This is a genomic window from Paraburkholderia sp. PGU19 (genome assembly GCF_013426915.1).
Classification (GTDB): Bacteria; Pseudomonadota; Gammaproteobacteria; order Burkholderiales; family Burkholderiaceae; genus Paraburkholderia.
On sequence record NZ_AP023180.1, the window covers coordinates 463126 to 484982 of the forward strand.

At 61.7% G+C, this 21857-nt stretch carries 20 protein-coding genes; 10 read left to right on the top strand and 10 right to left on the bottom strand.

Translation table 11 applies throughout. The features are described from left to right. Positions 1 to 22 precede the first annotated feature (22 nt). Together H1204_RS51440 and H1204_RS51445 are read left to right on the top strand one after the other, a co-directional pair. Entirely contained in the window at positions 23 to 649 is a 627-nt protein-coding gene (locus H1204_RS51440) for a metallophosphoesterase (RefSeq protein ID WP_243468731.1), read from the top strand. Beyond that, positions 643 to 1167, top strand: a complete 525-nt coding sequence (locus H1204_RS51445; RefSeq protein WP_243468732.1) for a hypothetical protein — start codon at positions 643 to 645, stop codon at positions 1165 to 1167. Before H1204_RS51440 ends, H1204_RS51445 begins: the two co-directional genes overlap by 7 nt. Before the next feature lie 6 nt (positions 1168 to 1173). Here the strand turns inward: H1204_RS51445 and H1204_RS19750 are convergent, their stop codons facing one another. From H1204_RS19750 to betI, 5 genes are all read right to left on the bottom strand, one after another. Next, positions 1174 to 1392 carry a hypothetical protein gene (locus H1204_RS19750; protein ID WP_180732361.1) on the bottom strand — a complete coding sequence of 73 codons (219 nt, stop codon included), beginning with the start codon at positions 1390 to 1392 and terminating at the stop codon, positions 1174 to 1176. 254 nt (positions 1393 to 1646) lie between these two features. Further along, complete coding sequence (locus H1204_RS19755; RefSeq protein ID WP_180732362.1) at positions 1647 to 3062, bottom strand: MFS transporter; 1416 nt, start codon at positions 3060 to 3062, stop codon at positions 1647 to 1649. A gap of 162 nt (positions 3063 to 3224) precedes the next feature. Continuing rightward, positions 3225 to 4943: a choline dehydrogenase gene (betA, locus tag H1204_RS19760; protein ID WP_180732363.1), complete on the bottom strand. Its 1719-nt coding sequence runs from the start codon at positions 4941 to 4943 to the stop codon at positions 3225 to 3227. Positions 4944 to 4954: 11 nt separating this feature from the next. After that, on the bottom strand, positions 4955 to 6424 hold the full coding sequence (gene betB, locus H1204_RS19765) for a betaine-aldehyde dehydrogenase (protein WP_180732364.1): 1470 nt from the start codon (positions 6422 to 6424) through the stop codon (positions 4955 to 4957). A gap of 36 nt (positions 6425 to 6460) precedes the next feature. Next, a complete protein-coding gene (betI, locus tag H1204_RS19770) occupies positions 6461 to 7051 on the bottom strand; it encodes a transcriptional regulator BetI (protein ID WP_180732365.1) in 591 nt (196 codons plus the stop codon). Between the two features lie 197 nt (positions 7052 to 7248). Here betI and fdhA point away from each other — a divergent pair, with 197 nt between their 5' ends. Further along, positions 7249 to 8448 carry a formaldehyde dehydrogenase, glutathione-independent gene (fdhA, locus tag H1204_RS19775; RefSeq protein WP_180732366.1) on the top strand — a complete coding sequence of 400 codons (1200 nt, stop codon included), beginning with the start codon at positions 7249 to 7251 and terminating at the stop codon, positions 8446 to 8448. A gap of 143 nt (positions 8449 to 8591) precedes the next feature. On the opposite strand, the gene H1204_RS19780 is transcribed toward fdhA, so the two are convergent. Beyond that, the gene (locus tag H1204_RS19780) at positions 8592 to 9089 is read right to left on the bottom strand and encodes a hypothetical protein (protein ID WP_243468771.1); all 498 of its coding nucleotides are present in this window, start codon (positions 9087 to 9089) and stop codon (positions 8592 to 8594) included. 261 nt (positions 9090 to 9350) lie between these two features. Further along, complete coding sequence (locus tag H1204_RS19785; protein WP_243468733.1) at positions 9351 to 10073, bottom strand: hypothetical protein; 723 nt, start codon at positions 10071 to 10073, stop codon at positions 9351 to 9353. Between the two features lie 306 nt (positions 10074 to 10379). Between H1204_RS19785 and H1204_RS19790 the strand changes: the two genes are divergently transcribed. Further along, positions 10380 to 10748 (top strand): hypothetical protein, encoded by a 369-nt coding sequence (locus H1204_RS19790; RefSeq protein WP_180732368.1) that lies wholly within the window; start codon positions 10380 to 10382, stop codon positions 10746 to 10748. A 582-nt stretch (positions 10749 to 11330) separates the two neighbouring features. On the opposite strand, the gene H1204_RS19795 is transcribed toward H1204_RS19790, so the two are convergent. Further along, positions 11331 to 11747, bottom strand: a complete 417-nt coding sequence (locus tag H1204_RS19795; protein WP_180732369.1) for a hypothetical protein — start codon at positions 11745 to 11747, stop codon at positions 11331 to 11333. A gap of 200 nt (positions 11748 to 11947) precedes the next feature. Between H1204_RS19795 and H1204_RS19800 the strand changes: the two genes are divergently transcribed. After that, positions 11948 to 12358 carry a hypothetical protein gene (locus H1204_RS19800; RefSeq protein ID WP_180732370.1) on the top strand — a complete coding sequence of 137 codons (411 nt, stop codon included), beginning with the start codon at positions 11948 to 11950 and terminating at the stop codon, positions 12356 to 12358. Between the two features lie 87 nt (positions 12359 to 12445). Here H1204_RS19800 and H1204_RS19805 read toward each other — a convergent pair whose 3' ends face one another. Continuing rightward, entirely contained in the window at positions 12446 to 15022 is a 2577-nt protein-coding gene (locus H1204_RS19805; RefSeq protein WP_243468734.1) for an adenosylcobalamin-dependent ribonucleoside-diphosphate reductase, read from the bottom strand. Between the two features lie 609 nt (positions 15023 to 15631). On the opposite strand from H1204_RS19805, the gene H1204_RS19810 reads away from it, so the two are divergent. After that, positions 15632 to 16954: an IS4 family transposase gene (locus tag H1204_RS19810; RefSeq protein ID WP_180733235.1), complete on the top strand. Its 1323-nt coding sequence runs from the start codon at positions 15632 to 15634 to the stop codon at positions 16952 to 16954. 473 nt (positions 16955 to 17427) lie between these two features. On the opposite strand, the gene H1204_RS19815 is transcribed toward H1204_RS19810, so the two are convergent. Next, positions 17428 to 18447, bottom strand: a complete 1020-nt coding sequence (locus H1204_RS19815; RefSeq protein WP_042314018.1) for a GlxA family transcriptional regulator — start codon at positions 18445 to 18447, stop codon at positions 17428 to 17430. A 160-nt stretch (positions 18448 to 18607) separates the two neighbouring features. Here H1204_RS19815 and H1204_RS19820 point away from each other — a divergent pair, with 160 nt between their 5' ends. The 4 genes from H1204_RS19820 to H1204_RS19835 all read left to right on the top strand — a co-directional run bounded on the left by H1204_RS19820 (position 18608) and on the right by H1204_RS19835 (position 21827). Further along, the gene (locus H1204_RS19820) at positions 18608 to 18820 is read left to right on the top strand and encodes a hypothetical protein (protein ID WP_180732371.1); all 213 of its coding nucleotides are present in this window, start codon (positions 18608 to 18610) and stop codon (positions 18818 to 18820) included. Between the two features lie 142 nt (positions 18821 to 18962). Beyond that, positions 18963 to 20237 (top strand): serine hydroxymethyltransferase, encoded by a 1275-nt coding sequence (locus H1204_RS19825; protein ID WP_180732372.1) that lies wholly within the window; start codon positions 18963 to 18965, stop codon positions 20235 to 20237. 43 nt (positions 20238 to 20280) lie between these two features. After that, positions 20281 to 21252: a dipeptidase gene (locus H1204_RS19830; protein WP_042314023.1), complete on the top strand. Its 972-nt coding sequence runs from the start codon at positions 20281 to 20283 to the stop codon at positions 21250 to 21252. 29 nt (positions 21253 to 21281) lie between these two features. After that, positions 21282 to 21827 carry a DUF5943 domain-containing protein gene (locus H1204_RS19835; RefSeq protein ID WP_042314027.1) on the top strand — a complete coding sequence of 182 codons (546 nt, stop codon included), beginning with the start codon at positions 21282 to 21284 and terminating at the stop codon, positions 21825 to 21827. Positions 21828 to 21857 lie beyond the last annotated feature (30 nt).

Below are 21857 nucleotides of genomic sequence, written 5' to 3' on the forward strand. Positions count from 1 at the left end.
TTTCCGGAACCTTCCCTGACCCATGAAAGAGCCCTATCGCGCCGTTCACCGCTATCCGCGTAACGACTCGGGACGTGACTTCGTCGTGGGCGATCTGCACGGCTGCTTCGCGCAATTGCGCACGGAGCTGGAGGCGCGCCATTTCGACCCGCAGCGCGACCGGCTGTTCGCAGTCGGCGATCTCGTCGATCGCGGGCCGCAATCGGACAGCGTGCTGGAGACCGTCGAGCAGTACGGGATCAAATCGGTGAAGGGCAATCACGAAGACGTCATCGTGCGCTGGCATGCCGGTGAGGAGCAGGCGCTTTCGCTGCTGGGCAACGGCGCCGACTGGCTGCTCGACAGAGCCGATGAACGGGACTGGGTCAAGGCGATCGCGGCCTACATGGCGTCGCTGCCGTACCTGATCGAGATCGAAACCGAGCACGGGCTGGTCGGCATCGTGCACGCGGATTCCCCGTTTCGGACTGGAACCGGCTGGTTGCCGATATCGAAAGAGAACGGGCGGACGGCAAGACGCGCCGCAAGGCAATCTGGTCGCGCACCCGCTGGAAGGCGCAACAGCCGCATCCTTCGCCGTCGCGCAATACGTTGCGCAGCCTGCTGGACAAGGCGAGACACAGTGTGCGCGGAGAGGCGCATGTGGTAGGGCGGATCGAGAACGTGACGGCCGTGATCGTCGGGCATACGCCCGTGTCCGCCGTCACCGCGAAGGACAACGTAATCAACATCGATACGGGCGCTGTCTATGGCGGCAAGCTCACGATCATGGATCTTGCCGATCTGCCGCAGTGGATCGACGTGTCGCCGCGTTCTCCTGTCGCGGAAGAGCCGGGTTGGCGCGAGCCGGTTATGGCGAGCAGCGCGGTGAGCGCGCGAACGCCTGTGGTGAATGCGGATACTGCAAGCGCTGACGTGGCTGCAAGCGAGGCCGATGTCGCACTGGCAGAACATCCTGCACCGTCGGACATGCCGTCTGCAACGGCGGAGCGTCGTGACGACCTGCAAAACGAAGCGCCGCGTCTCGCGCCCGAGTCCAGACCCGCGCCTGAACGGTTGACGTCGTACGTGTCGAACGGCATGCACATCACCGTGCGCATGAGCATGCACAGCATCGTGAGCGAACTACAGCAGGGCTCGAATGCCGTCGCCACGCGTCGGCGATAAGGGCGTTCAATTCGGCGGCGCGTGGCGCGCCGTATCCATTCCAAGCCGCTTGAGCAGATCGCGTCCACGCGCGCTGATCTGCAGTGCGGCAATGCCGCCGCGAAGCTCATGCACTTCGACGAGTTCGTAATGGCGTAATGCGAGCACATCTGGGTCGAGCGATTCGATACGGCGTTCATTGCCATTCAACAGCATGAGCGTCGCCAGTTCGTGAGGGCTCAACATCAGGACACCTCCGTGGACAAGTGAGCGAGCAGTCCGGACATGCTAGTCGGATGACACGACAGTTTGACTACGGATGTGTTTCACCACGTTACGCGGTTACGTGTTTGACGGTGGCGAAAGGCGGCGGCCAGTCCCGCGCATGCGATGCATGCGCGAATAGCGCGGCGCTAAATCGACGATCAGCGTGTAACAGGTTTACGCGCGAGTAAGCCTGTTACAGCATCTGGAAAGCACGCGCGCCTGGTTGCGCGGCATTAGCATGCGTCGTCTGCTGCGACGCGCCAGGCAGGCGCTTCGTCATCGACATGCGACACCAGCGTTTCGAGCGACAGACCTTTCGTTTCGATACCCATCACCCACACGGCCAACGCGGCGACACCGAACGACAGCGCGCCGAGCGTGAACACACCGCCTTGTCCGAAGATGGGCAGCACCACGCCGACTGCATAGGGGCCGATCAGCGAGCCGACGCGGCCTATCGCCGATGCAAAGCCGGACCCCGTCGCTCGCGCGCCCGTGCCGTAGAGTTCGGGCGTGTACGTGTAGAGCACGGCCCACATGCCGAACAGGAAGAACTGCATCGCGAGGCCGGTGCAGATCAGCAGCGTCACGCTGTCCGCGTGCAATGCCGTCTGGCCGTATGCATAGGCCATCACACCGCCGCCGACCAGCGACGCAATACACGTCGGCTTGCGCCCCCATCGTTCGACGAGCCACGCGGCGCACAGAAAGCCCGGCACGCCGCCAAGCGAAATGAGCACGGTATAGAGCACCGACTTCGTGACGGCGAAGCCCGCCTGTTGCATCAATGCGCCGAGCCACGACGTCAGGCCATAAAAGCCGAGCAGCGCGAAGAACCACAGCGCCCAGACCATGATCGTGCGCCGGCGGTAGGCCGCGCTCCAGATCTCACGGAACGCGCCGTGCTTCGAAGGCGCGGCCATATCGGCGAGCATCGACGGTGCGGGCAACGAACGCAGTCCTTTGGACTTCATCACCTTCGCTTCGATCTGGCCGAGCACGGCGTCGGCCTGGGCAAGACGTCCGCGATGTTCGAGCCAGCGCGGCGATTCGGGCACGATGCGGCGCACGATCAGCACGAATACGGCGGGAATCGCGAGCAACGCGAACACGGTGCGCCAACCGAAATGCGGCAGCACGAAGTACGACACGCAGCCCGCCGTGATGAAACCGAGCGGCCAGAAACCGTCCATCAGCGCGACGAGCCGTCCGCGTGAAGCCGTTGGCACGAATTCGGACAGCAGCGTTTGCGCGATGGGAAACTCCATGCCCATGCCGATACCGAGCAGCACGCGATAGACGATCAGCGCATCGACGCTTTGCGCCGTCGAGCACAGATACGACGCGACGCCCCACAGCACCATGCTCCACTGAAAGACCGGGCGTCGGCCGAAGCGATCCGCGAACAGTCCTGCGACGGCCGCGCCGAGCACCATGCCGAAGAAGCTCGCGCTCGCGACGAGTCCCGCCATTGCGCTCGACAAACCGAACTCGGTCTTGATCGAGCCGAGCACGAAGGTCATCGTGCCGAGATCGACGGAATCGAAGAAGAACGCAATCGCGATGATGATGAAGATGGTGCGGTGATAGCCGGAAAACGGCAGGCGTTCGAGACGCGCGGCGGCGCTGGGTCGTGCGGTGGTCGGCATGTCATCCTCGGGTGGAGGTTGGAAGAGGCCGGTGGTCCCGCGAAGCACGCTTGCTTCGAGGGCCGGCTCGTTCCAGTAGATGCCGCCATTAATCCGTCATATAGAACAGATTCGGCATTGGGATGGAACGCGTGCGCCATTTGTAATGACGCACACGTTCTCTCATTGCGTATGCGCGGCCACGTTCCGTGCCGGTGCGCGTGCAACATGCTTTGCGCCGCGTGCCGGTGCGCCGTTCGCCACATAGTAGGGCGCGGTGGAGCGCGCGAGCGCGTCGCGCCCGCGAATACGGTCCGCGATCTTCTCCGCAAGCATGATGGTCGGCGCATTCAGGTTGCCCGTCGTGATGCGCGGCATGATCGACGCATCGACCACGCGCAAGCCTTCGAGACCATGCACGCGTCCTTCGCCATCGACGACGGCCATGTCGTCGTAACCCATCGCGCACGAGCACGACGGATGAAAGGCCGTCTCGGCACGCGCGCGCACGAATGCATCGATCTGCGCATCCGCCTGCAATTCAGCGCCGGGACTCAGTTCGCGTCCACGGAAGCGGTCGAGCGCCGGTTGCGCGATGATCTCGCGCGTCACGCGGATCGCGTCGCGGAACTCGCGCCAGTCGAGCGCTTCGGACATGTAGTTGAAGAGAATCGACGGATGCGCGTGCGGATCGCGTGAGCGCAGTTTGACGCGACCACGGCTCGGCGAGCGCATCGAGCCGACATGCGCCTGAAAACCGTGCATCTTGATCGCGTTCGTGCCGTTGTAGTTGATCGCAACGGGCAGGAAGTGATACTGGATGTTCGGCCACGGATCGTCGTCGCGCGTGCGGATAAAGCCGCCAGCTTCGAAATGATTGCTCGCGCCGATGCCCGTGCCTTTCAGCATCCATTCGATCCCGATGGCAGGCTGATTGCGCAGCAGCAGTGCAGGGTAGAGCGACACGGGTTCCTTGCACTCGTACTGCATGTACATCTCGAGATGGTCTTGCAGGTTCTGGCCGACACCGGGCAGATCGAGCACGACGGGAATGTCGAACTCGCGCAGCCATGCGCCGGGCCCGACGCCCGAGCGTTGCAGGATTTGCGGCGATGCAATCGCGCCGCCGCACAGCAGCACTTCGCGGCGCGCATGCACGGTAATGCGCGCGTCGCCGTCCAGATACACGACGCCTTGCGCGCGCTTGCCGCTGAAGAGAATGCGGTCGGTGGTCGCGTGCGTGACGATCGTGAGGTTGGGCCGCTGCTTCGCCTGATCCAGATAGCCGCGCGCGGTGCTCGCGCGGCGGCCGTTCGCCGTCACCGTGCGGTCCATCGGACCAAAGCCCTCCTGCTGGTAGCCGTTGAGGTCGTCGGTGCGCGGATAGCCCGCCTGCACGCCCGCTTCGATCATCGCTTCGAAGAGGGGATTGACGCCGGGCTTGCTGGTCGTCACATGCACGGGGCCGTCGCCGCCGTGATAGTCGTTCGCGCCGATATCGCGCGTCTCGGCCTTGCGGAAGTACGGCAGGCAATCCAGATAAGCCCAGTTTTCAAGGCCTTTTCTTTCGGCCCAGCCGTCGTAATCGAGCGCGTTGCCGCGGATATAGCACATGCCGTTGATCAGCGACGAGCCGCCGAGTCCCTTGCCGCGCCCGCATTCCATGCGGCGATTGTTCATGAACGGCTCGGGGTCCGTTTCATAGGCCCAGTTGTAGCGGCGTCCCTGCAGCGGATACGCGAGCGCGGCGGGCATCTGCGTGCGAAAGTCGAAGCGGTAGTCGGGGCCGCCCGCTTCGAGCAGCAGCACGGTCACGTCGCGGTCTTCCGTCAGACGCGTGGCGAGCACGTTGCCCGCCGAACCCGCGCCGATGATGATGTAGTCATACTCTTTCGCTGCCATGCTGCGCTCCCTCAAAACACGGGCTGATATTTGCCCAGTTCGACCTGGATGGACTTGATGCGCGTGTAGTGCTCGAGTGTCGTGATGCCGTTCTCGCGGCCCACGCCCGATTGCTTGTAGCCGCCCACGGGCATTTCGGCGGGCGACTCGCCCCATGTGTTGATCCAGCAGATGCCCGCTTCGAGTTGATGAATCACGCGATGCGCGCGCGACAGGTTCTCTGTCACGACGCCTGCAGCGAGGCCGTAGATCGTGTCGTTCGCGCGCGCGATCACTTCGTCTTCGTTGGCGAAGGTGAGAATGCTCATCACAGGTCCGAAGATTTCCTCGCGCACGATCTTCATGTCGTCGCGGCAATCGGCGAACACGGTTGGCTGCACGTACTGGCCACGCGCGTAGTCGCCGTCGATGACGCGTGCGCCGCCCGTCACGAGCCGCGCACCTTCTTTCCTTCCGCTTTCGATATAGCCGAGCACCTTGTCGAGTTGCGCCGCGCTTGCGAGCGGTCCGAAATTGGTCGACGGGTCAGACGGCTTGCCAAGGCGAATCCGCTTCACGCGCTCGATCACGCGTGCTTCAAAGGCCTGTCGCACCGATTGATGCACGAACACGCGCGTGCCGTTCGTGCATACCTGGCCCGCGCTGAAGAAGTTCGCGGTGACGGCGATGTCGGCGGCGCGGTCGAGGTCCGCGTCGTCGAATACGATCAGCGGTGACTTGCCGCCGAGTTCCATCGTCACTTCCTTCAGCGACGAGCCGCCCGCCATCGACATCACTTTCTTGCCCGTTTCGACGCCGCCCGTGAACGAAATCTTCGCGATGCCAGGATCGGCGCTCAGCATTGCGCCGACGCGGCCGTCGCCCTGCACGACGTTGAACACGCCGGGCGGCACGCCTGCTTCGAGGTAGATTTCCGCGAGCTTCGAAGCGGACAGCGGCGTCACTTCGCTCGGCTTGAAGATCATCGCGTTGCCGGCAGCGAGCGCGGGCGCGGATTTCCAGCAAGCGATCTGGATCGGATAGTTCCATGCGCCGATGCCCGCCGTCACGCCCAAGGGCTCGCGCCGCGTATAGACGAACGACTCGGCGCGCAGCGGAATCTGCTGGCCTTCGATGGCCGTCGCAAGGCCCGCGTAGTACTCGATCACGTCGGCACCCGTGACGATATCGACGGCGCGGGTTTCTGCAATTGGCTTGCCCGTGTCGCGCATTTCGAGTTCGGCGAGTGTGTCGTTGCGCTCGCGCAGCAACTCGACGGCGCGGCGCAGGATGCGCGAACGCTGCATGGCCGTCATCGCGGCCCACGTGCGCTGGCCTTCGCGCGCCGATTGCACCGCGCGGTCGATATCGGCTTCGCTGGCTTGCTGGACGGTCGCGAGCCGTTCGCCGGTGGCTGGGTCGAAGGTGTCGAAGGTGACGCCGCTGGTGGCGTCGACATATTCGCCGCCAATGTAGAGACGTTGCAGGCCGTAGACGGGCATCTGGTTTCTCCTTGAAATGCGGGTGTTCGTGGCGCGTTATGAGCCGCTTTGCGCGAGCAGCAGATCGATATAGTCGTTCGCGAGGCGCAGGGCCGCTTTCGTATCGAATGGATCGCCGGACAATGCGCCGCGCAGCCACAAGCCGTCGATCATCGCGGCAAGACCGCTGGCGGCGCGCCGTGCCGACGCGCGCGGCAGTTCCTTCGCGAACTCCGCGCACAGGTTCGAATAGAGACGCCGTGTGTTCACGCGTTGCAGACGGCGCAGGGACGGCTCGTGCATGCTTTCGGACCAGAACGCGAGCCACGTCTTCATGACCGGGCCGCTGACCTGCGAGACATCGAAATTCGCTGCGACGACGGCGCGCAAACGCGCGCGCGGCTGCGGCTTGGCAGCGATGCGGCGGCGCGTGGTGGTCGCCCACAGGTCGCGCAGGATATGGCGCATGGTCGCTTCGAGCAGACCGTCCTTGTCGCCGAAATAGTGGCTGACGATGCCCGTGGAAATGTTCGCGCGCTGTGCGACGGACGCGAGCGTCGTGCCTGACAGACCGGACTGGTCGATCGTGAGCAGCGTGGCGTCGATCAGTTGCGCGCGACGCACCTCGCGCATTCCGACTTTGGGCATGGTTGACTCGCAATGCTCCCGAAAGCCGTCACTCTAGTCGTTTTTTATTGAACGTTCAATCAACAAAAACCGGGTGAACCAGCTTTGTCGGTTTGGGGAAAACGCGTGTCGGGTTTTGAACACTGGCCGATAGGGCAAAGGGACTAACCTCGACTTAGCGCATATTTGCGCATTCAGACGAACATGGAGACGAGACGATGAGCAGCAATCGCGGTGTCGTGTATCTGGGGCAGGGCAAGGTCGAAGTGCAGTCGATCGATTACCCGAAGATGGTCGATCCGCGCGGACGCGCGATCGGTCATGGCGTGATCCTGAAAGTGGTGTCGACCAATATCTGCGGCTCCGACCAGCATATGGTGCGCGGCCGCACAACGGCTGAAGTCGGCCTTGTTCTAGGGCACGAAATCACGGGCGAAGTGATCGAAGTGGGCCGCGACGTCGAGACGCTGAAAATCGGCGATCTGGTTTCCGTGCCGTTCAACGTGGCATGCGGCCGCTGTCAGACCTGCAAGGAACAGCACACGGGCGTGTGCCTGAACGTGAACCCGTCGCGCGCCGGCGGCGCTTACGGCTACGTGGACATGGGCGGCTGGATCGGCGGCCAGGCCGAGTACGTGCTGGTGCCGTACGCGGACTTCAATCTGCTGAAGTTCCCCGACCGCGACCGCGCGATGGAAAAGATTCGCGACCTCACCTGTCTTTCGGACATTCTGCCGACGGGCTATCACGGCGCCGTGATGGCGGGCGTGAAGCCGGGATCGACGGTGTATATCGCGGGCGCGGGCCCCGTCGGCATGGCGGCGGCTGCGTCGGCGCGCTTGCTGGGCGCGGCCTGCACGATTGTCGGCGACATGAACGAAGAGCGGCTCGCGCATGCGCGTGCCGTTGGCTTCGAAACGGTCAATCTGTCGAAGGACGCGACGCTCGGCGAGCAGATCGCGCAGATTCTCGGCAAGCCGGAAGTGGATTGCGCGGTGGACTGCGTGGGCTTCGAGGCGCACGGCCACGGCAGCCACGGCTCGCGCGAGGAAGCGCCTGCCACGGTGCTCAATTCGCTGATGGACATCACGAAGGTGGCCGGCGCAATCGGCATTCCCGGTCTCTATGTCACGGACGATCCGGGCGCTGCCGATGCGGCGGCGAAGAAGGGCAGTCTGTCGATTCGCTTCGGCCTCGGCTGGGCGAAGTCGCATTCGTTCCACACGGGACAGACGCCCGTGATGAAGTACAACCGCAATCTGATGCAGGCGATTCTGTGGGACCGTTTGCCTATCGCGGATATCGTCAATGTGTCGGTTATTTCGCTGGATAACGCGCCCGATGGCTATCGTCAGTTCGATGGCGGCGCACCGCGCAAGTTCGTGCTCGATCCGCATGGATTGCTGAAGGCTGCATGATGCGAACTGGAGGGTTCGCATTGGGCAGGTAGCAGGTCGAAGTCTCCTCTGTCCCCTGTCGTGGACGATGCTGCGTTTCCTTTCGCTAGGAGCGCAGCATTTTTTTTCGTGTTTTCACGCAATGGAAGTGCGAAGGAGGGCCGTTAAAAGTCGTGCCGAATCGAGAAGGTCGCGCCTCTTTCGTGCGCGTGATTGAGGTTCAAAAGCGGATCGGCCCTGAACCTCCATTCGTCGTCACTGGCGGCTGCGGGCGGCAGGTTCTGCGAGTCGGACGGAAGCCCGAAGCCATAGGGCAGGCCCGGCGGCTGGCCGGCCTGAACGCTGTCGAGCGGGGCGAGATAAGGGTTGCCCGGCGCATGCCCCACGCGGAACCGCTGCTTGCCCGGCGTGATGCCACCGTTGTCGGGCAGGCCATAAGCGGAAGCAGCCAGTTGCAGCGAGCTCTTCATGACGTAGCGATGCACATGACGTTGTGGCGCATACGCCGATGACGCGATGACGGGATATGAGTAAAACAGGATAAATGGGGAATGCCTTTCGGACGTGACGTGGACGCGATCGTTCGCGAATGAAGTGCCGCAAATCAGAACCAATAACGCACCGGCAATCCAGCGAGCTGGATTGCGGTGCGTCACGAACATGATCCAACCGAAGACGGAACTGATCACACTACCGGCCACCCTGGTCCATTGAACCCTTAGCGGTTAAGGCATTGATAATCCATTTTAGTTCGTTTTATAAGTGCGTTTAATCAAAAGTTGGCGCGGGCGCCGCGCTGGGCCGGCGTTGTCTGATGTAGTCGAGGGATTCGCTGTCGGTCTGCGAAGGCAATGTGGTCTGGTCAAAACCTGCGCGTCCCGGCACGCGCAAAAATTCTCCGTCGCGGCGCAGACATCGACGAGTCACTGAACCAGACGCGGCGGTGTGGTGGCTCCATAGTTCGGCCCCACGCCGCCAGAGTTAACCGCCTGACACTTATCCGGCTGATTGCTCATCTGTACGAGTATGTAAGGCTTCGATCCGTTATCCGCCTTGAGAATACGCACACATGCAAATGCCACGACTGGCTGATAGCCCGTCGCGACGTTATTGACGACTGGCACCGTTTCGTATTCGCAGGAATGGTCCCCGTTAGCACTACAGTTGTCGACGGACGTGCAGAGCGTGTTCTTTTCACCAGGCTGGATGTAGGTTCCAGGCTGTGATCCGATGCCAAGCGAATCCGTATTCTGGCCCGCGATCAGTCCTCTCACGAACGGGACATCGTTTTGCTGACTGGTCAGCGTCGTCCACTGCCCCGCGTCACAGCCGTTCGCCTGATACGTCGACAAAATCTGGAAGACGTACGGCGTATTGGGCGTCTGATTCACCGTCTGTCCGCTGATAGGTGCGGTGCTCGTGGCCAGCTTCGGCGAGTTGGTCGACGAATTCCAGTAGTTGTCGTAGAGGCATTTGGAAATCGCGACGGGAAAGAGACCACCGGGACCGACGTAACCTGGCCTCGACACGGCGAGCGGGCCTTGCACATCGTGACGATGATCGACTGTCGTTCCAGATCCGGCACACAGAAGTACCGAGGATGTTTCACGCCCGACACGCCTGAACGGCGAGAAAGACGCATGCATGCGGGGTGTCGATGCTTAAAGGCTTGATCCGCAGAGATGCGGATAGATGCCCAAACCGTATCAGGCTTGAGACAGCGTGGTGAATCTCCGGGGGCAACAGGACCCTGACGGCTTAAGCAATCCTTAAGGAGCCACGGCTATAAACACTCCAGATGAACTCGGGGCATGCACATCCATTCTTCAGATAACTGGCTTCGGGCGAAAGACTGTTTAGTTGATTTGGTGCGGCAGAGACGACGGAAGTGTCGCTACAGGTGACAGACGCGATTCATGGCCAGGTTCCCCGCGCGACACAAGGAGTCGAGAATGCAAGTCATTCACAACCGTTTCGGTCATCAAAAGCCGATCAGCGTATTTTTCGTGCTGTTATTGTCGTCGGTCGACGCTCGTGCTGAATCGGTTTGTCCTGCCTATGTATCGCTTCCGACGGGCAGCATTTTCAATCTGGCGCGTCTGATCGCAGACGCAGGTTCCCCGGAACTTGCACTCAGGAAAATTCGGGCTGCGCTCGCGCAAGTGACAGAAGCGGGCGGATGTCCTAAGGCTGAAGAGCCGAATGCATGTGAGCAAACGCTGACCGTTGCGAGAAAGGCCATGGCCGCGCTTCAGGCTTGTACATCGACGGCGCCGCCCGAAGAAACCGCAGAGCAGAACGGTCAGGCGCCGTCGAAATAGCGTAACGCGCTTCTCGCAGCAAACGCATTAAGCGAACGCGCGGTTATGCGTGTGCTCGAATACTTCAACTCGCGAGACACGGTTCATCCAGGCCACCGCTCGTTAGCAATTTCCCTTCTTCGCTTGACCGGGCGGGCAATAGCCATTGCCCGGCCCTCCCTGGGGCTTGCCTTGCGGTACGACGACTGCATGAGGTTCATCGGGCACATACACTGCACAGCCAGACAATCCAGCCACTGATGCCGTCAACAGGACCATGATTATTTTCATTTCGCGCGTCGGGGAAGACGTTTGCGGTCCCCCGGCCCTCCCAGTTCAGAAGTTGAAATTGATGCTTGACTGGCTGCCCGTCGACACATTTGCATCCCTCAATTGAATCGCGCCACTCGCGCGGTCGGCGTCGACCGTATAGCGTCCAGCAGCACCGACTGCCTGCGACAGGGTGATAGAAAGGAATCCATAGAATGTTCCCGTCGTCGTTGCGGCCGCCGGCACTGCAAGCGCACACGCCCGTCTCGAGATTGGCGCTCATCGATGCCAACCCGGACGAACGAGGGCGCCTGCGGCGCCTTTTTCGCTTTATCAGCTCGAATGGCTGATGGCAACGCGCTGGCTGTGATGAAGATTCGCGCTGACCCGTGCATGCGAGCGCGATTGTGAGTGCTCTGCATGACCGGCGTGTACACCCGTCCTGCTCGTTTGCGCGTCGGCGCGATCTGCCTGCGTATCCGATCGATCCGCCGCGCGGGCAAGGCCGGCATCGCGGTCGGCTGAATTGAAGCCGTTGGTATTACTTCGCCCCTTGCTGCTCATGTGACCAGCGGACATGCCACCCGCGTTGCCGCCCAGCCCACCGTGTCCGGCGCCGCCGCTGCTTCCTCCTCCATTGCCGCCTCCACCGCCATTGCCACCTCCACCGCCATTGCCACCCGCTCCCGCAAAGGCCGACATGGACGCAAGTACCACGAGGCCGGCGGCAATCCATTGCACTGTTTTCATCTTTGCTTTCCCAAGGTCTACCCGAATGGTTCGATTGTACGAACGGCGCGCACGGGTGACTCCGGGTAGTTGTAATCAACTGTAAATGACCTGGTCGCGTAGCCACGGATCAGGCATCGATTCCGAGGCCGATTGCGACGGTCCGATTGGATAGACTCCGAACCGATAGCTGCCATCGTTAAGGCTTATTCGACGCCTGCATGCACACGCCGCAGCACACTCGCAGTCATGTGCATGAGGGCGCTAACTACAAGGATAAGAGTGAAGGGAATTTGGCGTGTACGGCTGCGGTCGGTCCGTATACCGACCTGCGTCGTTTCATGAGGGGGCGGAAGGGAATCCAGGCTCACCACATCGTCGTGGTTGAGCACCTGGAAATAGTCACTACAGGTTATACCGGGGCAAATGCCCCGGCTGTACTAATTCCAGAGAGTCTTCACCAAAAGGTTGTTAGCCCTCGCATCACCGCAGAGCAAAACTACCTTGGTGGGCGGCGGGGTGGAAAGGCACAGGCCACTCGCGACGAGATTTTGATGCTCTATCGTGAAGTCTACACATGGCATATGGACTTCAAGGAACTGTTCAACATTGCGAAGCGTATCCTCAGTTGAAGCAAGGTGCCTGATATACCACTCGCGTCACCAGCGGTCACCAAAACAATAGGCCGTCTGGTTGATCGACGACCCGAATACGGACGCTTATCCACACGCACCAATTTCCCCACACGCCGTGCAAAAATCACAACCATCCTTGCGGATCACCGCATTTGCGCCGCAATTGCCGCATTTACGGCCATGCATCGTGCGCAGTTCCTGAGCGCCGCGCTGTTCCTCTGCGGTATCTTCGATCGCCGAGAGTGCGTGATCTGCCGTCGACGCATTGGGGTTCGTGTGCCCGAGCGGCAGGCGGGCGAGCATACGCGACGGCACCTGGTTGCCTTCAGCATCGAGAAAGCCGCGCCGGTGCAGTATCTGCTGAAGCGCGTAAGCGAGCGCGGCGACTTCCGAGTCGTGCCAGCGCGGCGAATGATGTCCGTCCATCCGCTGCACCTCACCGAGCCTGACCTGGCCGCGGTCCCACGACACCTTGCGCAGATCCTGCAAATTGCGCGCGACGAAACCGCCGCGTGCCGCAAGCGACAGCGAGCGCATCGTCGCGGTGATCCATTGCTGCGACTCGTCGCGCTGACCGGCGGGAATGAAGAACTCGATGGGCCGTTCGATCGTGACTTCCTCGCCGCCGACGCGTCCCGTCACCTCGATGAACGACACGGCCAGATACAGCGACTTCTTGCCGGCAGCCGTCAGGTACTCCACTTTTTCGATGATCGCGGGCAATTCCCCTCTCGGCCGATGATCGATAGCGACGCGCAGCGGGTCGAGATCGCTTTCCGCGAGGGCATCGTCGGGTGTGGCGGCGGGTTCCTGCGTCACGCTGAGCACGGCGCCGAGCGTTTCGTTCGGCCGGTACGTCGCAAGACCTTTCAGGCCGCTTCTCCAGGCATCGAAATAAAGGCTTTCGAAAGCGTCGAACGGATAGTCGGCGGGTACGTTGACGGTCTTCGAAATGGACGTGTCGATATACGGCTGCACGGCCGCCATCATGTCCAGATGATCGCGCGCGGACATTTCGAGCGCGCTGACGAAATAGTCCGGCAGATGGGCGACATCGCCGCCAAGCTCGCGATAAAGACGGTACGCATGATCTTCGACGGCGAACTGCTCGCGGCTGCCGTTCGCCATCACCTTCATGCGCGTGTACGTCCACGAAAACGCCGGCTCGATACCGTTCGATGCATTGTCCGCAAACGCCAGGCTGACCGTGCCCGTCGGCGCGATGGAGAGCAGATGGCTGTTGCGAATGCCGTGCGTGCGGATGGCGTCCTTGATGTCATCGGGCAGGCGCGAAGCGAACGTGCCTTCTTCCAGATATTGCTTCGCGTTGAAGAGCGTAAACGCGCCGCGCTCGCGCGCGAGTTCGACGGATGCGCGATACGCTTCGTCGCGCATCAGGCGTGCGATGCACACCGCGAAATCGCGGCCTTCCTGCGAGTTGTAGCGCAGGCCCATCATCACGAGCGTGTCGCCGAGGCCCGTGAAGCCGACGCCGATGCGGCGCTTGGCGCGCGACTCATCGTATTGCTGCGGGAGCGGCCAGAGCGTCACGTCGAGCACATCGTCGAGAAAGCGCACGTGGGTGCGCGTGCGTTGCGCGAGCGCGTCCCAGTCGAACGACGGCGTGCCGCCATGCCGCTGCGCGAACGGATCGGTCACGAAGCGCGTCAGGTTCAGCGGGCCGAGGTTGCAACATCCGTAAGGCGGCAGCGGCTGTTCGCCGCATGGGTTGGTGGCGCGGATGGTTTCGACGGCGCGCAGGTTGTTGTCGTCGTTCATGCGCGAGATGAATACGATACCCGGTTCTGCGATGTCGTAGGTCGAGCGCATGATGCGATCGAAGATCTCTTTTGCGCGCCGTTCGCTGTAGACCCACATGCCGTCGTCGCGCTTATGCATGTCGTTGGCTGCACGCATGGCCGGCGTCGGTTCGGCGCGATGCACGAGTTGCCACATCTCGTCGTTCTCGACGGCGCGCATGAATTCATCGCTGACGGCGACGGACACATTGAAGTTATTCCAGCGGCCTTTCGAGTGCTTGGCCTCGATGAATTCGAGCAGATCGGGGTGCGTGCAGTCGAGCACGGCCATTTGCGCGCCGCGCCGTGAGCCGGCGCTTTCGACGGTGCGGCAGGACGCGTCGAATACGTCGATATAGCTACAGGGTCCTGACGCAGACGAACTGGTCGTTTTTACGCGCGCGCCGTGCGGGCGGATTGCTGAGAAGTTGTAGCCGACGCCGCCACCGCGGCGCATGGTTTCGGCGGCTTGCAGCAGCGCGACGTAGATACCGGGCAAGCCCTGTTCGTCGACGCCTTGAATACTGTCGCCGACCGGTTGCACGAAGCAGTTGATGAGCGTCGCGGCGATGCCTGAGCCTGCGGCGCTCATGATGCGGCCGGCGCCGAGTGCGCCGTTCTGGAGGTTCTCGACGAAGCGCGCTTCTATTGCGGGGCGCAGGGGTTCGGGCTCGGCCATCGCGACGCCGCGCGCGACGCGGCGGTAGACGTCGTCGGCGGTTTGTTCGTCGCCCTTGGCGTATTTTTCTTGCAGGACGTCGAGGGAGAATTGTTGCGGTGCGATGGGGGTTTTGCGTTGGTCTGGGTGTTGTCGTTGTTGTGGTTGCTGCAGTTGCGTCGGTTTGTTGTCGGTGTCAGCCATGAGGAGCCTCAGAGGGCGGCGCTCCAGCATTTCGCGCGAAGGTGCGCAACGCGGCGTCGCGATGACGGTCACGATAGCGCAATGGGCATGGGTCCGCAAACTGTGCAGGGCGTCGAGCGATGCCTTCGTGGCGCGGGCGTTGTTGGGTGGTGTTTTGGGCTTTTCGCTGGCATCCGCGATTTGTTAGCGTGCTTCAAGCGTCGCCCCTGTGCGGGGCGGCACCTACTTTTCTTTGCCGCCGCAAAGAAAAGTAGGCAAAAGAAAGCGGCTCACACCGCCAACATTTCTCATTGCCTGAGGGCCCCCAACGGTTCCTACGCTTCACGCGGCAACGCCCTTGTTCACGTGCGTTGCCAACGCGCTGAATAAGTGCCTCACCCACTTCAAACACCCGTACAACGGCGGACGGCAGCGAATGATTTGAGCCGCCCAGGTGGCAAACTGTGTGTAGGTTGTCGCGTCATATATCGTGGCGCTCTTACAGGCAGCCCTTTCAAGGTCTTTGCGCTGCAAACCTGGTAACCTGGCGAGATGTTAAGGAACGACGGGTACGAAGGGATGTTCGACGAGGTGATGAAGCGTTTCGAGCAGCAGGCACCGGTATGCGTGATGGCACGCCTGGCACTGCAGAGAGCCATCGCGCCGCAATGGATCGACGAGGTGTTCGCCGAGCACCGGCAGCGGCAATATCCACGTGAATTGCTGTTCTCGACGGTGGTTGAACTGATGACGCTGGTGTCGCTGGGACTGAGTCCGTCGCTGCACGCTGCAGCGACACAGACGAAGCCCCTGCCGGTGTCGCTGGCCGCGCTCTACGAGAAGGTCAACCGCACCGAACCCGCGATCCTGCGTGCCCTGGTACAGGGCAGCGCACAGCGTCTGGGGCCGGTGCTGGCGGCGTTGCCATGCCAGCCCAGCCTGCCCGGCTGGCGTGTGCGGGTGCTTGATGGCAATCACCTGCCGGCCAGTGAGAAACGGCTGGCGGCGTTGCGCGAGCAGCGTGGCGCGGCGTTGCCGGGGCACGCGCTGGTGGTCTACGAGCCGGATCTGGGTCTGGTCACAGATCTGGTCGCCATCGAGGATGCGCACGCGCAGGAGCGCTCGGCCATGGCCCCGCTGATTGAATGTGCCGGCGCGGGCGAATTGTGGCTGGCTGACCGGAACTTCTGCACCGGGACCATCCTGCAGGGCTGGCATCAGGCACAGGCCTGCTTCATCGTGCGCGAACACGGCCGCAACAGCCCGGCGCTTGCCAGCAGTGGGCCATGGGTGGACGGTGCACGTATCGAGACAGGTCAGGTGCGAGAGCAACGCATTGACCTGAAGGCTGGCGTCGTCTGGCGTCGCATCGAGCTGACGCTGGACAAGCCGACTGATGCAGGCGATACCGTGATTCTGTTGTGGAGCAACCTGCCTGCCGCGGTGGGCGCACACGAGATTGCCCGGCTGTACCGCAAGCGCTGGCGTATCGAGGGCATGTTCCAGCGACTCGAGTCGGTCCTGCACAGCGAGATCCGCACCTTGGGTCATCCACGTGCCGCGCTGCTGGGCTTTACCGTCGCGGTGCTGGCGTACAACGTGCTGGCCACGCTCAAGCGCAGTGTTGAAGCTGCGCATGCTGCCGCCGATGAAACAGGTGCAGCGCCGCCGGACGTCTCGACGTACTACCTCGCCGTGCAGATTCGCAGCCAGTATGAGGGCATGCTCATCGCGCTGCCGCCAAATGAATGGTCGCACTGGAGCGATGCCACGCCCGACGTGATTGCCGGCAAACTGCTCGAGCTGGCCCGCTGCGTCGACCCGATTCAGGTGCGCACACGCACGCGTGGCCCCAAGACCCGCAAACCCGCACCCTGTGTCGAAGGTGCGGTAGCCCGCGCCCATCACAGTACCGCTCGCCTGCTTAAACGCGCCAAAGGCGGGACATCTTGATCAAGACCTTGAAAGGGTTGGCTCTTACAGGGTGGCACGCGTGCACTATCGGTCCGGAGTGAGGCATGTGTGTTTCTACGGCCTACACACAGTTTGCCACCTGGGCGGCGGCGGACTTTCCGGTGCCGCGTGCTGTGACGCGGGCGCGTGGAGCGGGTGATGCGCACCGCAAGAGCGTTGGCAACGAACGCGGAACAAGCAGGTTGCCGTGTGAAGCGTAAGACCCTTTGGGGGCCCTCAGGCAGGAAGAAGGATTGGCGGTGTGAGCCGCTTTCTTTTGCCTACTTTTCTTTGCGGCGGCAAAGAAAAGTAGGTGCCGCCCCGCACAGGGGCGACGCGTGAAGCTAGATAACAAAACGCGGATGCAAGCGCAAAGGCCAAAAAAACCAAACCGCTTGCGCAGCAAACACCGCCACCCGGATGCCAGCAAAGACCTAAACAAACGAACCAGCGTCGCAGACAATCAAAAACCGTCACGCATGCACAACAACCCCACCAATCGAATTACTAATCACCGCATGCGCAAGAGGCGCGACCTGCTTCCGCCGCTCCCGCGTAGGAGCCGTACCAAACGCATCCCGATAGCTCTTACTAAAATGACAAGCCGACTGAAACCCACAAGCCATAGTGATATGCATGATGGACATATCAGTCTGCAACAAAAGCTCCCGCGCGCGGCGCAGCCGCAACGTCAGATAGTAATGAGTCGGCGTCATCCCAAGATGCTCACGGAAAAGCCGCTGCAACTGCCGCTGCGACATATTCGCAAGCCTCGCGAGTTCTTCCCGCGAAAGCGGCTCTTCGATATTGTTCTCCATCAAGGCAATGACTTCGAACAACGACTTGTTCGCAGAGCCGAGCCGCGCCACCAATGGCATCCGTTGCTGCGCGTTGTTGTCGCGCACATGCTCGACGATGAACTGCTCCGCAATCTGCGTCACACGCGGCGTGCCGACGCGCGCGGCAATCAGGTTCAGCATCATGTCGAGCGGCGCGACGCCGCCCGTGCAAGTCACCCGATCGCGATCGATGACGAAAAGCTCTTTCAGGAACCGAATGTCGGGAAACTCTTCCTTGAGCGCCGACATGTTCTCCCAGTGAATCGCGCACGCATAACCCGCGAGTAATCCCGACTTCGCGAGCGCATACGTGCCCGTGCACAGGCTACCCAGCGCGACGCCCGCCCGCGCGAAGCGCCGCAGCGCGGACAGATGCTCGGGTGTGGTCACGCGTTGTACGTCGATGCCGCCGCATACGAACACGATATCGGGTGTGCCCACGCAATCGGCCGGGCCGGTATCGACAGACAGACCGTTGCTCGCGCTGACAGGGCCCCCGTCCGGGCTGATCACCGACCAGCGGTAGAGCGTTTGCCCGCTCAGGTAGTTGGCCATGCGCAGCACCTCGATCGCATTCGTGAACGCGATCATCGTGAAGTTGGGCAGCGGCATGAACGCGAAGTGCGACAGCGACGCGGTTCGATCGGGCGACATGGTTCGGGCGTTCCTTCTGCTCGATGTTCTGTTACGGCCGAGTGGGGAAACGGCCTTTCTTATTCTGCGAGTGAGCGCAACAAGCATGCCATACGGCTAAACCCTGGCTGGATAACCTCGATGCGGCAGTGCATTCGCGCGATCGCACCGGCGCTGTGCAATGCCCGCACTGTCCGCGAGCCTGTCGCGCTCTCAAGCGGTGCTCTTTGCGCAAACAAATAGCAGCCTGACGCTGCAACGCAGCATCGCGAAAGCACATCAATTTACTCCATTGACACTGCCGATAAGCACGACCGGTCGCTTTCCCGTCACTTGTCCAAAACGGACTTGCATGGCGGAAAAGGCAAAGAACGCGTCTGAAATCGTAAATTGACCGGGCAGGCGAAAGACAAGAATAGAGTCGTCGGTGGAGGTGGTGCAAAGCCAGTCCAGTCAAGGGATAGCGCGGAATCGGACAGTTGGCCTCGCACTCGCTTTTCGCTTTTCAGCTATCAACGGTCAACTGAACGGAAGCCATGTCGAACGCCAACCCATTCTTCTCGCAGTCCCTCGCCGAGCGCGACGCAGCCGTACGCAAGTCGGTGCTCAAGGAGCTCGAACGCCAGCAGTCGCAGGTCGAGCTGATCGCATCGGAAAACATCGTGTCGCGCGCTGTGCTCGAAGCACAAGGCTCGGTGCTGACGAACAAGTACGCGGAAGGCTATCCCGGCAAGCGCTACTACGGCGGCTGTGAGTTCGTCGATGAAGTGGAAGCGCTCGCCATCGACCGGATCAAGAAGCTCTTCAACGCAGGTTTTGCCAACGTGCAGCCGCACTCGGGCGCGCAGGCCAACGGCGCCGTGATGCTCGCCCTCGCAAAGCCGGGCGACACGATCCTCGGCATGTCGCTCGACGCAGGCGGCCACCTGACGCACGGCGCGAAGCCCGCGCTGTCCGGCAAGTGGTTCAACGCGGTTCAGTACGGCGTGGATCGCGAAACCTTGCGCATCGATTACGACCAGGTCGAAAAGCTCGCGCATGAGCACAAGCCGTCGATGATCATCGCGGGCTTCTCCGCGTATCCGCGCGTGCTGGATTTCGCGCGCTTCCGTGCGATCGCCGATAGCGTCGGCGCGAAACTGATGGTCGACATGGCGCACATCGCAGGCGTGATCGCGGCAGGCCGTCATCCGAATCCGATCGAACACGCGCATGTCGTGACGTCGACCACGCACAAGACGCTGCGCGGTCCGCGCGGCGGCTTCGTGCTGACCAACGACGAAGACATCGCGAAGAAGATCAACTCGGCCGTGTTCCCCGGTCTGCAAGGCGGTCCGCTGATGCACGTGATCGCGGGCAAGGCCGTCGCATTCGGCGAAGCTCTCGAAGATAACTTCAAGACCTATATCGACAACGTGCTGGCGAACGCGCAGGCACTCGGCGAAGTGTTGAAGGAAGGCGGCGTCGATCTCGTGACGGGCGGCACCGACAACCATCTGCTGCTCGTCGATCTGCGCCCGAAGGGCTTGAAGGGCACGCAGGTCGAACAGGCGCTCGAACGTGCGGGCATCACGTGCAACAAGAACGGCATTCCGTTCGATACGGAGAAGCCGACGGTGACGTCGGGCATTCGCCTCGGCACGCCGGCGGGCACGACGCGCGGCTTCGGCGTTGCCGAGTTCCGCGATATCGGCCGCCTGATTCTCGAAGTGTTCGACGCGCTGCGCACGCATCCCGATGGCGACGCGGCAACGGAACAGCGCGTACGCCGCGAGATCTTCGCGCTGTGCGAACGCTTCCCGATCTACTGACCCGCTCCATCTACACGAAAGCCCCACAGCTACGGAGTCAAACATGAGCAACCTGCACGACAGCAGCATCATTATCGACGGTCTGAACATTTCGAAGTTCGACCGCTCGGTGTTCGAGGACATGAGAAAGGGCGGCGTCACCGCGGTCAACTGTACGGTCTCCGTGTGGGAAGACTTCCAGAAGACCATCGACAACATCGCGGAAATGAAGCAGCAGATCCGCGAGTACAGCGAGATCCTCACGCTGGTGCGTACGACGGACGACATTCTGCGCGCCAAGAAAGAAAACAAGACGGGCATCATTTTCGGCTTCCAGAACTCGTATGCATTCGAGGACAACCTCGGCTACATCGAAGTGTTCAAGGAACTCGGCGTGAATGTGGTGCAGCTTTGCTACAACACGCAGAACCTGGTCGGCACCGGTTGCTATGAGCCGGACGGCGGCCTCTCTGGCTATGGCCGCGAAGTGATTCAGGAAATGAACCGCGTCGGCATCATGGTCGATCTGTCGCATGTGGGCGGCAAGACTTCTTCCGATGCAATCGCCTGCTCGAAGAAACCCGTCACGTATTCGCATTGCTGCCCGTCGGGTCTGAAGGAGCATCCGCGCAACAAGAGCGACGAGCAACTGAAAGAGATCGCCGACGCGAACGGCTTCGTCGGCGTGACGATGTTCGCGCCGTTCCTCAAGCGTGGCCCGGATGCGACCGTCGAAGATTATCTCGAAGCGATCGACTATGTGATCAACGTGATCGGCGAAGACAAAGTGGGCATCGGCACCGACTTCACACAAGGCTACTCGACCGAGTTCTTCGACTGGATCACGCACGACAAGGGCCGCTATCGCCGTCTGACGAACTTCGGCAAGGTTGTGAACCCCGAAGGCATCCGCACGATCGGCGAGTTCCCGAACCTGACGGCTGCGATGGAAAAGGCTGGCTGGAGCGAATCGCGCATCAAGAAAGTGATGGGCGAGAACTGGCTGCGCGTGTTCGGCGAAGTCTGGAACGTCTGAGCAACTTCAAGAGAACAAGGAAACCTGCAATGCAACCGCAACTGCCCATCGACGTCGATCCGAACACGGGTGTCTGGACCACCGACGCGCTGCCGATGCTCTACGTGCCGCGTCACTTCTTCACGAACAATCACGCTGCCGTCGAAGAAGCGCTCGGCGTCGAAGCGTATGCCGAGATTCTCTACAAGGCCGGCTACAAGTCCGCGTACTACTGGTGCGACAAGGAAGCGAAGCAGCACGGCATCAGCGGCATGGCCGTGTTCGAGCATTACCTGAACCGCCTGTCGCAACGCGGCTGGGGTCTGTTCAAGATCATCGAAGCCGACCCGGCGACGGCGCACGCGAAGATCGAACTGCGCTATTCGTCGTTCGTGCTGCAGCAGCCGGAGAAGAGCGGCAAGCTCTGCTACATGTTCGCCGGCTGGTTCGCGGGCGCGATGGACTGGGTCAACGACACGACGGAAGGCGGCAAGAAGGCGCCGCGCAGTCAGTCGAAGGAAGCGCAGTGCGCGGGCGAGCATCACGACCATAAGCACGATCACTGCGTATTCGAAGTATCCCCGCTTGCCGCATGACAGAAGTATAGACACGCAACGGCGCGCTGA